The following is a 13,579-nucleotide window of genomic DNA, read 5'->3' on the forward strand; positions in this document are numbered from 1 at the left end:
ATTCGGAAAAGCCAAGATGAGTATTCGACTGCAGCAACTGGTCGAGCGCCTGGGCGGACAGTTGAAGGGTGATGCGACCATCGCCGTCGAGGGCATCGCCCCGCTGGACGCCGCGGGTGCCAGCCACATCACCTTCCTCTCCAACCCCAAGTTCCGTGCGCAAGCCGACCAGACCCAGGCGGCCGCATTGATCCTGTCCGAGGCGGACGACCCCCAGGTGCAAGGCTATGCCGGAGCCCGTATCGTCACGCGCAACCCCTACGCCTATTTCGCCCGGGCGGCCCAGCTGTTCCAGGCCGAAGCCGAGGTGCGCCCGGCCGCCGGCATCCACGCCAGCGCCGTAGTCGATCCGTCGGCCCAGGTCGCGCCGGACGCCGTGATCGGCCCGCTGGTGGTGATCGAAGCCGGTGCCGTCATCGGCGCGCGTGCGCGTATCGATGCCGGCAGCTTCATCGGCCATCACGCCAAGGTCGGAGCGGACACCCATTTCCATGCCCGCGCCACCTTGCATCACGCCTGCGAGATCGGCGCGCGCGGCATCGTCCATTCGGGCGCCGTGATCGGGGCCGATGGCTTCGGTTTCGCCAATGAAGCCGGACAATGGATCAAGATCCCGCAAGTCGGCCGCGTCATGATCGGTGATGACGTCGAAATCGGCGCCAATACCACCATCGACCGTGGTGCCCTGGCCGATACCGTGATCGAGGAGGGCGTCAAGCTCGACAACCAGATCCAGATCGCCCACAACTGCCACATTGGCGCCCATACTGCCATTGCCGCCTGTGCCGGCATCGCCGGCAGCGCCAAGATCGGCAAATACTGCTCCATCGGCGGCGCGGCCATGATCCACGGCCACATCACCATCGTGGACAAGGTGCACGTCTCGGCCGGTACGCTGGCCCTGCGCTCCATCCTTGAGCCAGGGCAATACACCGGCTTCTATCCCATCACCGAACACCGCGACTGGGAAAAATCCGCTGCATTGGTGCGCAATCTGGGCACGATGCGTGAGAAAATCCGGGCGTTGGAAAAATCGCTTAAAACGTTGACACAAGAACAAGCAGGCCAAGCCCCGCTTTCAGAGAATCAAGAAGAGAATGAATAGCCTCGACATCAATCAAATCAAACAGTACCTGCCGCACCGTTATCCGCTGCTGCTGGTTGATCGCGTGCTGAACTGGGAGAGCGGCAAGACCATCACCGCGATCAAGAACGTGACCGTGAATGAAGAATTCTTCAACGGCCACTTCCCGCACAAGCCGGTGATGCCGGGCGTGCTGATGATCGAGGCGCTGGCCCAGACGGCGGCCCTGCTTTCCTTCCTGACCGAAGGCCGCAAGCCCGATGAAAACACCGTGGTCTACTTCGTCGGCATCGACAATGCCCGCTTCAAGCGTCCGGTGGAGCCGGGCGACCAGCTGAAGATGGAAGTGGAAATCACCCGCCGTGCCCGTGGCATCTGGAAGTACCGTGCCGTGGCCACCGTGGATGGCCAGGTGGCCGTGGAAGGCGACCTGATGTGCACCATGCGCAGCGCCGCCGACGCCAGCCAGAGCGCCTGAGTCCAGGCCTGCCTGCAGGCTTGACGCATCAAGCCAGGCCCGGCGGTGATCGGCAAGATCGCGCCGGGCCTGATTCATTGTGCAGATTGCTTCATTGCAAAATGCGCAACAAGTGAACCCATCGAAGCACAGGACATGTCCAAGATCCATCCCAGCGCAGTGATCGCCTCCGGCGCGCAGATCGACGAATCGGTCGAGATCGGTGCCTACGCCGTCATCGGTCCTGACGTGCGCATCGGCGCGGGCACCCGCATCGGTCCCCACGTGGTGATCGAAGGCCACACCACCATTGGCCGTGACAACGAGATTTTCCAGTTCGCCTCCATCGGCGCGGCGCCGCAGGACAAGAAGTACGCGGGCGAGCCGACCACCATGGAGATCGGCGACCGCAACACCATCCGCGAATTCGTCACCTTCAACCGGGGCACCGTCCAGGACGGCGGCGCGACCCGTATCGGCAACGACAACTGGATCATGGCCTACGTCCACCTGGCGCACGACTGCCAGCTGGGCAGCCACATCATCCTGGCCAACAATGCCACGCTGGCCGGCCACGTGCACCTGGGTGACCACGTGTTCCTGGGCGGTTTCACCACGGTGCACCAGTTCTGCCATATCGGTGCCCATGCCATGACCGCCTTTACGGCGGCCGTGAGCCAGGACGTGCCGCCCTTCGTGACGGCCGCCGGCAACCGTGCGGTGCCGGCCGGCATCAACAGCGAGGGCCTGAAGCGCCGCGGCTTCACCAGCGAGCAGATCATGGAGATCAAGCGCGCCTACAAGGTGATCTACCGCGCCGGGCTGCCGCTGGAAGAAGCCAAGCAGCAACTGGCGGACATGGAAGCCAAGTCGGCCCACAGCCCCGAACATATCCGCCTGCTGCGCGAATTCATCGAGGCTTCGGCCCGTGGCATCATCCGCTGACATCACGCGCCGCCAGTCGATTGCACTGGTGGCCGGCGAAAGCTCGGGCGACCTGCTGGGCAGCCGCCTGCTGGCCGGCGTGCGCGAGCGCCTGCCGGAAGTACGTCTGTACGGCATTGGCGGCGAGCACATGATGGCCCAGGGTTTTGCCAGCGACTGGCCGATGGACAAGCTGACCGTGCGGGGCCTGTTCGAAGTGATTCCGCGTTACCGCGAGATCAAGGGCATCCAGGAGGCGCTGCGCGACAAACTGCTGGCGGACCGGCCGGATGTCTTCGTAGGCGTGGACTATCCCGGCTTCAACCTGGGCCTGGAAGAACAGCTCAAGAAGGCCGGCATCCCGACCATCCACTTCATCGGCCCGCAGATCTGGGCGTGGCGCGGCTGGCGCATCAAGAAGATCCAGCGTGCGGTGTCGCACATGCTGGTGATCTTTCCCTTCGAGGAAAACCTGTATCGCCAGGCGGGCGTCCCCGTGACCTACGTCGGCCATCCGCTGGCGGAGGTGATCCCGCTGCAGCCGGATACCGCAGGCGCACGCCAGCGCCTCGGACTGACCGGGCCGGGCAGGGTGGTGGCCATCCTTCCGGGTAGCCGCATGAGCGAGCTGAAGCAGAATGGCGAAGGCTTCCTGGCGGCGGCGCGTCTGTTGCGGCAGCGTGATGCGCAATTGCAGTTCGTCACGCCCATGGCGGGCGAGCGCCAGATGGCCTTTTTTGAAGAGCAGATTCGCCAGGGCGGATATGAAGATCTTGGCATCAGTGTCATTCGCGGCCAGTCGCACAGTGCGATGGAGGCCTCGGATGCGGTGCTGGTAGCTTCCGGAACGGCCTCGCTGGAAGTGGCGCTGTACAAGAAGCCGATGGTGATCTCCTACAAGGTCAATTGGGCCTCCTACCAGATCATGCGGCACATGGCCTACCAGCCCTGGGTGGGCCTGCCCAATATCCTGGCGCGCGACTTCCTGGTGCCGGAGCTGCTGCAGCACCAGGCCACGCCCCAGGCCCTGGCCGATGCCATGTGGCACCAGCTGGAAGACCATGCGCACCAGCAGCGTCTGGTGCGGCGCTTTGCCGACATGCACCAGTCCCTGCTGCGCGATACCAGCCGGGAGAGCGCCAACGCGGTCTGTGAAGTCATTGGTGCGCGCCGTCGCTGACGGGCCGAAAGAAGGATCGCTGTGGCGATCCGTTTGAGAGTTTGATGAAGGAAATTGCTATGCCCAAGGCGGCCCCCCAGACCCTGGCGTTGTTTGACGACCATTCCGGCGAGATCATCTGCGGCGTCGATGAGGCCGGCCGTGGTCCGCTGGCCGGTCCGGTGTTCGCCGCCGCCGTGATCCTTGATCCGGCGCGTCCGGTCAAGGGCCTGCGCGACTCCAAGAAGCTCTCCGAAGCCGCGCGCGACAGCCTGGCGCTGGAGATCAAGGAATCGGCCCTGGCCTGGGCCATTGCGTCCTGCAACGAGCAGGAGATCGACGAACTCAACATCCTGCACGCCAGCATGCTGGCCATGCGCCGCGCGGTGGAAGCGCTCTCGACGCTGCCCACCCTGGCCTTGATCGATGGCAACCGCTGCCCGGTCATGAGCATCCGCTCCGAAGCCATCGTCAAGGGCGACGACAAGGTGCCGGCCATCTCGGCCGCCTCCATCCTCGCCAAGACCGCGCGCGATGCGGCGCTGCTGGTCTTGCACGACACCTATCCGCACTACGGTTTCGACCGCCACAAGGGCTATCCGACCCCCTTGCACCTGGAAATGCTGCGCCTGCATGGGGTCTCGCCGGTGCATCGGCGCTCCTATGCGCCGGTCAAGGCCTTGCTGTCCGGCCAGACGGTGGTGATGGCATGAGCGAGACAGGCATGAAACTGATCACCTCCAAGGACAACCCGGTCTTCAAGGACCTGAAGCAACTGGCCACCAGCAGCCAGTCCCGCCGCCGCGCCGGCCAGAGCCTGCTGGATGGCGTGCACCTGGCGCAGGCCTGGCTGCAGCATCGCGGCGCGCCGCAGGTGTGCGTGGTGGCGGAAAGTGCCCAGTATCACCCTGAAGTAGCGCCCATCCTGGCGCAATGTGAAGCTTTGCACGCGCAATGCCTGGTGCTGGCCGACAAGCTGTATGACACCATCAGCACCGTGGAAAACGGCGTAGGCCTGCTGTTGCTGGTGAGTACGCCCGCGCCGGTGGCCCCGGCGGCGTTGAAGGAATCGGCCGTGCTGCTCGATGGCCTGCAGGACCCTGGCAATCTCGGTTCCATCCTGCGCAGCGCCGCAGCGGCGGGCTTGAAGCAGGTGTTCTGTTCGCCCGGCACGGCGGCGGCCTGGTCGCCCAAGGTGCTGCGGGCCGGCATGGGCGCGCATTTCGTGCTGGACATCTTCGAGAACGCCGACCTGGTCGCCCTGTGCGCCGCCAGCCGCATCCCCTTGCTGGCCACCAGTTCGCACGCGGCCCAGACCATTTATGATTGCGACCTCTCCGGTCCGGTGGCCTGGCTGCTGGGGCATGAAGGGCAGGGCGTGTCGCCGGCCTTGCAGGATGCGGCCACCCATGAAGTGGTGATTCCGCACCTGGGTGAGATGGAGTCGCTCAACGTGGCGGCCGCAGCGGCAGTCTGCCTGTTCGAACAACTGCGCCAGCGTACCGTCGGGCGCTGAGGACGGCGCGCATCATGGCTGCCTTTGTTCCCGCCGATCTGGCCGCCATGGCCGATTGCTTCCTCGGGGAATGGACCTTCAGCCGCACGATCTGGGAAGGCAGCGCAAGCCCGCAAGCGACGGCCACAGGTGAACTAAGTTTCACTACAGGCCAGATACCGGGTCAGCTGGTCTACCGCGAGCAGGGCCAACTGCGCATGGCCGCCGCGCCTGCGCGCTTGATTCCGTTTTCCCGTGTCTTCGACTATCGCTTTGGCGCGGATCGCCTGTGCGTGCTGTTCGCCGACGGCGAGCGCGTCGGCCAGCCTTATCAGGACTATCTGTTGCGTGGGCATGAACTGATACCGGCCGCCGATCACCTGTGCGGCCCGGACTGCTACAGCGCAGTGTATGAAGTCCATAGTGAAGACTCCTTCACGATGGAAACCACCATCAACGGCCCGAAGAAGCGCACTCGCGTGCGCACTGAATTTTCACGCCGACAGTCGGTCAGCGCGTCTCCAGCTTGATCTCCTGCAGGATGGTGGCGGCGATCTCTTCGATGGACTTGGTGGTCGACGACATCCAGCGGATTCCTTCGCGCCGCATCATCTTCTCGGCCTCATTGATTTCATAGCGGCAATTTTCCAGCGCGGCGTACTTGCTGCCGGGACGGCGTTCGTTGCGCACTTCCGAGAGGCGTTCGGCGGCGATGGTCAGTCCGAAGATCTTCTTCTTGTGCAGCACCAGCCCGCTGGGCAGCTTTTCGCGTTCGAAATCCTCGGGGATCAGCGGATAGTTGGCGCACTTGATGCCGAACTGCATGGCCAGGTACAGGCTGGTCGGGGTCTTGCCCGAGCGCGACACGCCCACCAGGATCACGTCGGCTTCCGACAGGTTCTTGTTGGACTGGCCGTCATCGTGTGCCAGCGAGAAATTGATGGCCTCGATGCGGTTGCGATATTCCTCGGAATCGGTGGTGTTGTGGCTGCGGCCGATGGTGTGGGTGGACTTCATCTCCAGTTCCTGCTCCAGCGGCTCCACGAAGGTCTGGAACAGGTCCATGTGCATGGCCTTGGCGCGGCGGATCACCGAGGACAGTTCCGACTTCACCAGCGTAGAGAAAACGATGGGCAGCTTGCCATCCACCGCATAGGCCTCATTGATCTTGCGGGTGGCATCGTGGGCCTTTTCCAGGGTATCGATGAAGGGCAGGCGGATCTGCTTGAAACGCAGCTCGAACTGGCTCAGCACCGAATGCCCGAAGGTCTCCGCAGTGATGCCGGTACCGTCGGAGACGAAGAACACGGTGCGGTTGGCGGCCACGACGGGGGAAGGGTGCGGGATCGGCATGGGGTCGAGCATTTAGTTGTCTTTTGGAAAATAGAAAAAGTATTAGGTGCTACGAACAAAAATGATTTCACGCGGTACAATGCTTGGCAACAATTTCGAGAAGCCCATCTTGATGACCGTCATGTCGCTGCGCAATTTGCCCGAATTCCTGATGATGTTTGCACTGGCGAACGTCCTCGGTGTGGCTGCGCGCCTGATGCTGTCCCTGGGCTGGTCCTCGAAGCCGCACCTGCTGCCGCAACCGTCGCAGAATAACAAAAATAAACCGACCCATGCCGCGCCCGCGAAGATTTCTTATCATCAAGCTAGGGGTTGTCATGTCCAACGCAGTAAACACCCAGGGGGCAGTATACGTAGCCTCCTTTGAAACTCTTCGCATGACGGACGTCGAGTCCGTCGGTGGCAAAAACGCATCGCTGGGAGAAATGATTTCCCAGTTGGCCGGCGCCGGTGTCCGCGTGCCGGGCGGTTTCGCCACGACTGCGCAAGCTTTCCGTGATTTCCTGGAGCACTCCGCCGATGGCGGCCCGACCCTGGCCGCCCGCATTGCCCAGCGCCTCGAGGGCCTGGACATTGATGACGTGCGTTCGCTGGCGCAAGCCGGTGCGGAGATCCGTCAATGGATCATCGAGACCCCGTTCCAGCCCCGCCTGGACCAGGAGATCCGTGCCTTCTACGACAAGCTGGTGGCCGATTCGACCGCCGAGATGTCCTTCGCCGTGCGTTCGTCCGCCACCGCAGAAGACCTGCCTGACGCGTCCTTCGCCGGCCAGCAGGAAACCTTCCTGAACGTGGTCGGCATCGACAACGTGCTCGAAGCCATGAAGCACGTCTTCGCCTCGCTCTACAACGACCGCGCGATCTCTTATCGCGTCCACAAGGGCTTCACCCACGCGGAAGTGGCCCTGTCGGCCGGCGTGCAGCGCATGGTCCGTTCGGACGTGGGCGCGGCTGGCGTGATGTTCACCATCGACACCGAATCCGGCTTCAAGGATGTGGTCTTCATCACCTCCAGCTATGGCCTGGGTGAAACCGTGGTGCAGGGCGCCGTCAACCCGGACGAATACTACGTCCACAAGCCCATGCTGGAACTGGGCAAGCAGCCGGTGATCCGCCGCAACCTGGGTTCCAAGCTGATCAAGATGGAATTCACCGGCGAAGCCAAGGCCGGCCGCTCGGTCAAGACCGTGGATGTGCCGGTGGAACTGCGCAACCGCTATTCCCTGACCGACGCCGAAGTGGTGGAACTGGCCAAGTACGCCACCATCATCGAGAAGCACTACCAGCGTCCGATGGACATCGAATGGGGCAAGGACGGCCGCGACGGCAAGCTCTACATCCTGCAGGCCCGTCCGGAAACGGTGAAGTCGCAGCAGAAGGCCACCGATGCGCAACAGCGCTTCAAGCTCAAGAGCTCGGGCACCGTGCTGGCCACCGGCCGTGCCATCGGCCAGAAGATCGGCGCCGGTCCGGTGCGCGTCATCAACGATCCGGCTGAAATGGAACGCGTGCAGCCCGGCGACGTGCTGGTGGCCGACATGACCGACCCCAACTGGGAACCGGTCATGAAGCGTGCCTCGGCCATCGTCACCAACCGTGGCGGCCGTACCTGCCACGCCGCCATCATCGCGCGTGAGTTGGGCGTGCCGGCCGTGGTCGGCTGTGGCGACGCCACCGACGTGCTGAAGGATGGCACCCTGGTGACGGTCTCCTGCGCCGAAGGCGACGAAGGCAAGATCTATGACGGCCTGCTGGAAACCGAAGTGACCGAAGTGGCCCGTGGCGAACTGCCCCCGATCCCGCTGAAGGTGATGATGAACGTGGGCAATCCGCAGCTGGCCTTCGACTTCCAGTCGATCCCCAACGGCGGTGTCGGCCTGGCGCGTCTGGAATTCATCATCAACAACAACATCGGTGTGCACCCCAAGGCCATCCTGGAATACCCGAACATCGACGCCGACCTGAAGAAGGCCGTCGAATCGGTAGCCCGCGGCCATGCTTCGCCCAAGGCCTTCTACGTCGACAAGCTGGCTGAAGGCATCGCCACCATCGCTGCGGCCTTCTGGCCCAAGCCGGTGATCGTGCGCCTGTCGGACTTCAAGTCCAACGAGTACAAGAAGCTGATCGGTGGTTCGCGCTACGAGCCGGACGAAGAAAACCCGATGCTGGGCTTCCGTGGCGCCGCGCGTTACCTGGCCGACGACTTTGCCGAAGCCTTCCAGATGGAATGCCAGGCCATGAAGCGCGTGCGCGAAGACATGGGCCTGACCAACGTCGAGGTGATGGTGCCCTTCGTGCGTACCCTGGGCCAGGCCGAGAAGGTCATTGGTCTGTTGGGCAAGTATGGCCTCAAGCGTGGCGAGAACGGCCTGCGCGTCATCATGATGTGCGAAGTCCCGTCCAATGCCATCCTGGCCGAGCAGTTCCTGGAGCACTTCGACGGCTTCTCCATCGGTTCCAACGACCTGACCCAGCTGACCCTGGGCCTGGACCGCGATTCCGGCATGGAACTGCTGGCCGCCGACTTCGACGAGCGCGATCCGGCCGTGCAGGCCTTGCTGACCAAGGTCATCGCGACTTGCCGTGCAAAGGGCAAGTACGTCGGCATCTGCGGCCAGGGCCCCTCGGACCATCCGGACTTCGCCGAATGGCTGATGGACCAGGGCATCGAGTCCATCTCGCTGAACCCGGATACCGTCATCGACACCTGGCAGCAACTGGCCAAGAAGTGATGAAGCTTTAAGCGTCACTCACGACGGACTTCGAAAGAAGTAAAAGGCGCGGGCAGAAATGTCCGCGCCTTTGTTTTATTTTCTCAAGCTGCAGTAGACTGCGGGTGTTTGCAGTTTTCTTCATGGGGATTCGATGATGACGGACTGGTCACTCTGGCTGGTGCTGGCCGGCGCGCTGCTGGGTGCAGAACTCTTCACAGGCACCTTTTACCTGCTCATGATCGCGCTGGGCCTGGTGGCCGGTGCCGTGGCCGCCTGGTGCGGCTTGATGCCGGAGTGGCAGTTGCTGGTGGCCGCCGTGGTCGGCGTGGCGGCGGTGCTCGGTCTGCGCCGCAGTCCTTATGGCCGTCTGCGCCGCAGCAGCGCCAACGATGATCCCAACCTGCTGCTGGATATCGGGCAGAGCGTCGAGGTTGCGGCCTGGCAGGTGCACGGCAACCAGTTCATGGCGCGCGTGCCTTATCGCGGCGCGCAGTGGGATGTGGAGCTGCTGCCCGGCCATCATGCCAGCCCCGGCAGCTTCGTCATCCGCGAAATCCGTGGCAGCCGCTTGCTGGTGGCGCCGCGTTGATCGGCATCTTCATTTCTTCCCCCCTCTCGTTTTCAGGAGAATTCCATGCTGGGTAGCGTTACTCTGGTCATTTTCTTCCTTGCCATCGTCTTCGTCGTGCAGACGGTCAAGGTGGTCCCGCAGCAGCACGCCTGGGTGGTCGAACGTCTTGGCAAATACCACGCCACGCTGGCCCCGGGCCTGAACATCGTGGTCCCCTTCATCGATCGCGTGGCCTACAAGCACATCCTCAAGGAAATCCCGCTGGATGTGCCGCCGCAGGTCTGCATCACCAAGGACAACACCCAATTGCAGGTCGACGGCATCCTGTATTTCCAGATCACCGATCCGATGCGCGCCTCCTATGGTTCCTCCAACTACATCGCCGCCATCACGCAGCTGGCGCAGACCACGCTGCGCTCGGTGATCGGCAAGATGGAACTGGATAAAACCTTCGAGGAACGCGACCACATCAACACCGCCATTGTCAGCGCCATCGATGAATCGGCCGAGAACTGGGGCGTGAAGGTGCTGCGCTATGAGATCAAGGACCTGACCCCGCCCAAGGAAATCCTCCACGCCATGCAGGCCCAGATCACGGCTGAACGCGAGAAGCGCGCCCTGATCGCCGCCTCCGAAGGTCGCAAGCAGGAACAGATCAACATTGCCACCGGTGAGCGCGAAGCCGCGATTGCCCGTTCCGAAGGCGAGAAGCAGGCGTCGATCAATCGCGCCGAAGGCCAGGCCGCCGCCATTCTCGCCATCGCCGAGGCCAGCGCTGAAGCGATCCGCAAGACCGCCGCCGCCATCGAGCAGCCGGGTGGTTCCGATGCGGTCAACCTGAAGGTCGCCGAGCAGTACGTGGATGCCTTCGGCAAGCTGGCCAAGACCAATAACTCCATCATCGTGCCGGCCAACCTGGCGGACATGAGCGGGCTGATCGCCTCGGCCCTGCAAGTCGTCAAGCAGCAGAAGTAAGCCATGCGTCCACGTTTCATTTCGGTGTTGTCTTCCAAGCCGTGGGCGGCGCTGATGGCGGCCGGCTTGCTGTCGGCCTGCATTTCCACGCAGGCCCAGGAAACCGCCGACACCGCCGCTCTGGCCGAACGGGTCGACCAGCAGATGACGCAATTGCTGGGCCGATATCCGGTGCCCGGCGCCAGCATCGCCATCGCCTACCAGGGCAAGCTGGTTTACCAGCGCGGCTACGGCATGGCGGTGACGGAATCCAATACGCCGGTCACGCCGCTGACGCGTTTTCGTATCGGCAGCGTCTCCAAGCCGGTGACGGCGGTGGCGGTGCTCAAGCTCTTCGAGAAGGAGTTGCCGCAGGTGCTGGATCGGCCCGTGTTCGGCCCGGATGGTTTGTTGCCCGATGCTGCCTATCCGGACTTTGCCGGTCCACTGGACCGCCGTGTGCTCAAGATCACCTTGCGTGATCTCCTGCAGCACACCAGCGGCTGGGGAGGCAGTGACTACGATCCGCAATATGACCTGGTCAATATTGCCAAGGCGCGCCAGGTGGCCGCGCCGGCCTCGGCCCGCGACGTGATCGCCTACGTGCTCAAGCAGCGCCTGCTGGATGCGGCGCCCGGTACGGAGTACTTCTACAGCAATTTCGCCTACAACGTTCTCGGACGCCTGGTCGAGCAGAAGTCCGGCATGTCCTATGAAGAGGCCGTGCAAGCGCTGGTCTTCAAGCCTGCTGCCGTGGAGGATGCCGCCATTGCCGGCGACCGCCGCATCGAGCGCGCCGCCAACGAGACCGTCTACTACGATGACCCGCGCTGGCCCGCCGTGGCCGATCGCGATGGCAGTGGGGCCACCGGTCCGGAGTCCTATTCGGCCCTGCATTTCAAGTCCATGGATGCGACCGCCGGCTGGATTGCCACGGCTGCCGACCTGGTGCACTTTGCCGATGCGACCCAGGGACGCGGTGGCCCCGCCTTGCTGCAGCCGCAGGCGCTGGCGCTGATGAAACAACGCAATCCCGCGCAGGCAGAGAACAACTATGGCCTGGGCTGGGTGGTGACCCGCAGCAATGGCGTGGAGATACTCTCCCACAGCGGCGCGCTCACCACCGGTACTTACGCCTACCTGCAATCGCGCGCTGATGGCTGGACCTGGGCCGTGCTGATGAACCGCCTGCCGATTCCTTATCCGCCGGAGCAGGGCGTGGGCGAGTTGCAGGCCTTCCAGGTGGCGGTGCAGCGCGGACTGATGAATGCCATCGTCAATCCGGCGGCTGTGCCTTCTCCTGCACGATGATTCACTGAGCAAACATGCATTGAAAAGCCCCGTCCGGCGCGAAACCGGACGGGGCTTTGTTCTGGTGTATCTCCTTCATATCCTTCATATCGTGCGTATCGCGCACATCTCCATCGCCAGCGAGGCGGCAATCAGATCGCGGCAGTCGCTCCCCGCGCCGGCTCATCGGCCATGAAGGGCAGGGTGATGTCCACGCGCAGTCCGCCATCGGGCCGGTTGGCGGCGCGGATGAAGCCTTGATGCGCCTCCACGATGCGCCTGGCGATCGACAGCCCCAGGCCATGTCCGGCACTGTTGCTCTTGGTGCGGCTGCTGCGGAAGAACAGTTCGAAGATGCTGTCCATCTCCTCCTCCGGCACGCCCGGTCCGCGATCGAGGATGGACAGGTGCAACAGCTTGTTGACCTCGTCGAGTTCGGCCACGAACTGCACCGCCGTGTCGGGCGCGGTGTGCTTGATGGCATTGCGCAGCACGTTTTCGATGGCGCGATACAGCAGCTCAGGATTGCCCTTGACCTGCACCCGGCCTTCGATGCGGCTTTCCACCCGCTTGCCCAGGGCTTCGGCTTCGAAGCTGGCGTCATTGGTCATGTCGGCCAGCATGGCCTCGATGGCAATGGCTTCTTCCATCGAACCGGGGACGTTGGCTTCCAGCCGCGAGAGGGTCAGCAATTCGCCCACCAGCTTGTCCATGCGCACACTTTCGCGTTCGATGCGTTCCAGGGTCAGTTCCAGCTTGTCCTTGTCCTGCACGCGCGCCAGGCCGATAGCCATCTGCAGGCGCGCAATGGGCGAGCGCAGCTCGTGCGAGACGTCGTGCAGCAGGCGGCGCTGGCTTTCCATCAAGGTGCGCAGCTTGGCCGTCATGGCGTCGAAATCGCGGCCCAGGTCGGCCAGCTCATCGTTGCGCGCACTCATGACCGGTTCCAGTTCCTGGTCCAGGTTGCCGTTGGCAGCCTGGTTGAAGGCATTCTTGAGGTGCCGGATCGGGTGCGAGAAATACCAGGCCAGCAGCAGCGCAAACACCAGGCTGGCCACCAGTGCCACGGCAATGGGCATGGTGGGGAAGAACAGCGGCTTGGGTCCGCCGCGATCCTTCATGTAGCGCGGTTCGCGGCCCGGCATGCCGCCCGGGGGCGGGCCGAACTCGTCATTGGGCGTGGGGATGAACATCAGGTAGCTGTGGCCGTTGGCCGCCTTGACCAGTTCCACCACGCGGCGCTCGCGTTCGCTGGCCAGTACGCGGCGCGCTTGCTCCACCAGGTGCGGCGAGACCTCGCGGCCCATCAGGTCCTGGTTGTCTTCGTCCACCGCGTAGAGCTGCAGGCGATGCGGCCGGCCCTCGTTGATCAGGCTGCGCAAGGCTTCCGGGCCACCGAACTGCAGGGTGGCGGCGGCCGCGCGGATCATGAAGGAGGCCGGCGGACTGAGGTCGATCTCCGAATTGCGGTTGCTGCGTTCCAGGTTCTCGATCCAGAACAGCACGCCCACGCCGAAGGTGGCGGTGATCTGGGCGATCGCGATGAAGAAGAAGAACTTCCAGAAAAGCCGGCCCACT

Annotated in this window: 14 protein-coding genes; 12 read left to right on the forward strand and 2 right to left on the reverse strand. The window is 63.5% G+C overall.

All coding sequences use genetic code 11. The features are described 5' to 3' along the window. Positions 1–16: 16 nt before the first annotated feature. The 7 genes from lpxD (at position 17) to CEJ45_RS03740 (ending at position 5,649) form a co-directional block, all read left to right on the forward strand. Positions 17–1,105, forward strand: coding sequence for a UDP-3-O-(3-hydroxymyristoyl)glucosamine N-acyltransferase (gene lpxD / locus CEJ45_RS03710; RefSeq protein ID WP_088753864.1), 1,089 nt, complete (start codon positions 17–19; stop codon positions 1,103–1,105). Then, a complete protein-coding gene (gene fabZ / locus CEJ45_RS03715) occupies positions 1,098–1,562 on the forward strand; it encodes a 3-hydroxyacyl-ACP dehydratase FabZ (protein ID WP_006462531.1) in 465 nt (154 codons plus the stop codon). The genes lpxD and fabZ overlap by 8 nt, the downstream gene beginning before the upstream one ends. A gap of 135 nt (positions 1,563–1,697) precedes the next feature. Beyond that, complete coding sequence (gene lpxA, locus CEJ45_RS03720) at positions 1,698–2,486, forward strand: acyl-ACP--UDP-N-acetylglucosamine O-acyltransferase (protein ID WP_088753865.1); 789 nt, start codon at positions 1,698–1,700, stop codon at positions 2,484–2,486. Then, entirely contained in the window at positions 2,470–3,645 is a 1,176-nt protein-coding gene (lpxB, locus tag CEJ45_RS03725) for a lipid-A-disaccharide synthase (RefSeq protein ID WP_088753866.1), read from the forward strand. The genes lpxA and lpxB overlap by 17 nt, the downstream gene beginning before the upstream one ends. A 59-nt stretch (positions 3,646–3,704) precedes the next feature. Further along, positions 3,705–4,337 (forward strand): ribonuclease HII, encoded by a 633-nt coding sequence (gene rnhB / locus CEJ45_RS03730; protein WP_088753867.1) that lies wholly within the window; start codon positions 3,705–3,707, stop codon positions 4,335–4,337. An 11-nt stretch (positions 4,338–4,348) separates the two neighbouring features. After that, entirely contained in the window at positions 4,349–5,140 is a 792-nt protein-coding gene (locus CEJ45_RS03735; protein WP_088753868.1) for a TrmH family RNA methyltransferase, read from the forward strand. A gap of 14 nt (positions 5,141–5,154) precedes the next feature. Then, a complete protein-coding gene (locus CEJ45_RS03740) occupies positions 5,155–5,649 on the forward strand; it encodes a DUF6314 family protein (RefSeq protein WP_088753869.1) in 495 nt (164 codons plus the stop codon). On the opposite strand, the gene ppsR is transcribed toward CEJ45_RS03740, so the two are convergent. Next, a complete protein-coding gene (gene ppsR / locus CEJ45_RS03745) occupies positions 5,630–6,484 on the reverse strand; it encodes a posphoenolpyruvate synthetase regulatory kinase/phosphorylase PpsR (RefSeq protein WP_039788257.1) in 855 nt (284 codons plus the stop codon). The genes CEJ45_RS03740 and ppsR overlap by 20 nt on opposite strands. Positions 6,485–6,533: 49 nt before the next feature. On the opposite strand from ppsR, the gene CEJ45_RS03750 reads away from it, so the two are divergent. The 5 genes from CEJ45_RS03750 (at position 6,534) to CEJ45_RS03770 (ending at position 12,022) form a co-directional block, all read left to right on the forward strand. After that, on the forward strand, positions 6,534–6,839 hold the full coding sequence (locus tag CEJ45_RS03750; RefSeq protein WP_088753870.1) for a hypothetical protein: 306 nt from the start codon (positions 6,534–6,536) through the stop codon (positions 6,837–6,839). Positions 6,840–6,849: 10 nt separating this feature from the next. Continuing rightward, on the forward strand, positions 6,850–9,204 hold the full coding sequence (gene ppsA, locus CEJ45_RS03755; RefSeq protein WP_229296935.1) for a phosphoenolpyruvate synthase: 2,355 nt from the start codon (positions 6,850–6,852) through the stop codon (positions 9,202–9,204). A gap of 136 nt (positions 9,205–9,340) precedes the next feature. Next, positions 9,341–9,775, forward strand: a complete 435-nt coding sequence (locus CEJ45_RS03760) for an NfeD family protein (protein ID WP_088754031.1) — start codon at positions 9,341–9,343, stop codon at positions 9,773–9,775. Positions 9,776–9,820: 45 nt separating this feature from the next. Further along, positions 9,821–10,732: an SPFH domain-containing protein gene (locus tag CEJ45_RS03765; protein ID WP_034336986.1), complete on the forward strand. Its 912-nt coding sequence runs from the start codon at positions 9,821–9,823 to the stop codon at positions 10,730–10,732. 3 nt (positions 10,733–10,735) lie between these two features. Beyond that, the gene (locus tag CEJ45_RS03770) at positions 10,736–12,022 is read left to right on the forward strand and encodes a serine hydrolase domain-containing protein (RefSeq protein WP_088753872.1); all 1,287 of its coding nucleotides are present in this window, start codon (positions 10,736–10,738) and stop codon (positions 12,020–12,022) included. Positions 12,023–12,153: 131 nt separating this feature from the next. Here the strand turns inward: CEJ45_RS03770 and CEJ45_RS03775 are convergent, their stop codons facing one another. After that, complete coding sequence (locus CEJ45_RS03775) at positions 12,154–13,578, reverse strand: ATP-binding protein (RefSeq protein WP_088753873.1); 1,425 nt, start codon at positions 13,576–13,578, stop codon at positions 12,154–12,156. Position 13,579: the final 1 nt, after the last annotated feature.

Origin of the sequence: Herbaspirillum aquaticum (genome assembly GCF_002213425.1) — a bacterium.
Lineage (GTDB): Bacteria > Pseudomonadota > Gammaproteobacteria > Burkholderiales > Burkholderiaceae_D > Herbaspirillum > Herbaspirillum aquaticum.

What these genes read in the sequence shown, in the direction of transcription:
- CEJ45_RS03760 (WP_088754031.1), top strand. Translation starts at nt 9,341, where the DNA reads ATGACGGACTGGTCACTCTGGCTGGTGCTGGCCGGCGCGCTGCTGGGT.
- CEJ45_RS03735 (WP_088753868.1), top strand. Translation starts at nt 4,349, where the DNA reads ATGAAACTGATCACCTCCAAGGACAACCCGGTCTTCAAGGACCTGAAG.
- ppsA (WP_229296935.1), top strand. Translation starts at nt 6,850, where the DNA reads ATGACGGACGTCGAGTCCGTCGGTGGCAAAAACGCATCGCTGGGAGAA.
- CEJ45_RS03740 (WP_088753869.1), top strand. Translation starts at nt 5,155, where the DNA reads ATGGCTGCCTTTGTTCCCGCCGATCTGGCCGCCATGGCCGATTGCTTC.
- lpxD (WP_088753864.1), top strand. Translation starts at nt 17, where the DNA reads ATGAGTATTCGACTGCAGCAACTGGTCGAGCGCCTGGGCGGACAGTTG.
- CEJ45_RS03750 (WP_088753870.1), top strand. Translation starts at nt 6,534, where the DNA reads ATGATTTCACGCGGTACAATGCTTGGCAACAATTTCGAGAAGCCCATC.
- lpxA (WP_088753865.1), top strand. Translation starts at nt 1,698, where the DNA reads ATGTCCAAGATCCATCCCAGCGCAGTGATCGCCTCCGGCGCGCAGATC.
- CEJ45_RS03770 (WP_088753872.1), top strand. Translation starts at nt 10,736, where the DNA reads ATGCGTCCACGTTTCATTTCGGTGTTGTCTTCCAAGCCGTGGGCGGCG.
- CEJ45_RS03765 (WP_034336986.1), top strand. Translation starts at nt 9,821, where the DNA reads ATGCTGGGTAGCGTTACTCTGGTCATTTTCTTCCTTGCCATCGTCTTC.
- fabZ (WP_006462531.1), top strand. Translation starts at nt 1,098, where the DNA reads ATGAATAGCCTCGACATCAATCAAATCAAACAGTACCTGCCGCACCGT.
- ppsR (WP_039788257.1), bottom strand. Translation starts at nt 6,484, where the DNA reads ATGCTCGACCCCATGCCGATCCCGCACCCTTCCCCCGTCGTGGCCGCC.
- rnhB (WP_088753867.1), top strand. Translation starts at nt 3,705, where the DNA reads ATGCCCAAGGCGGCCCCCCAGACCCTGGCGTTGTTTGACGACCATTCC.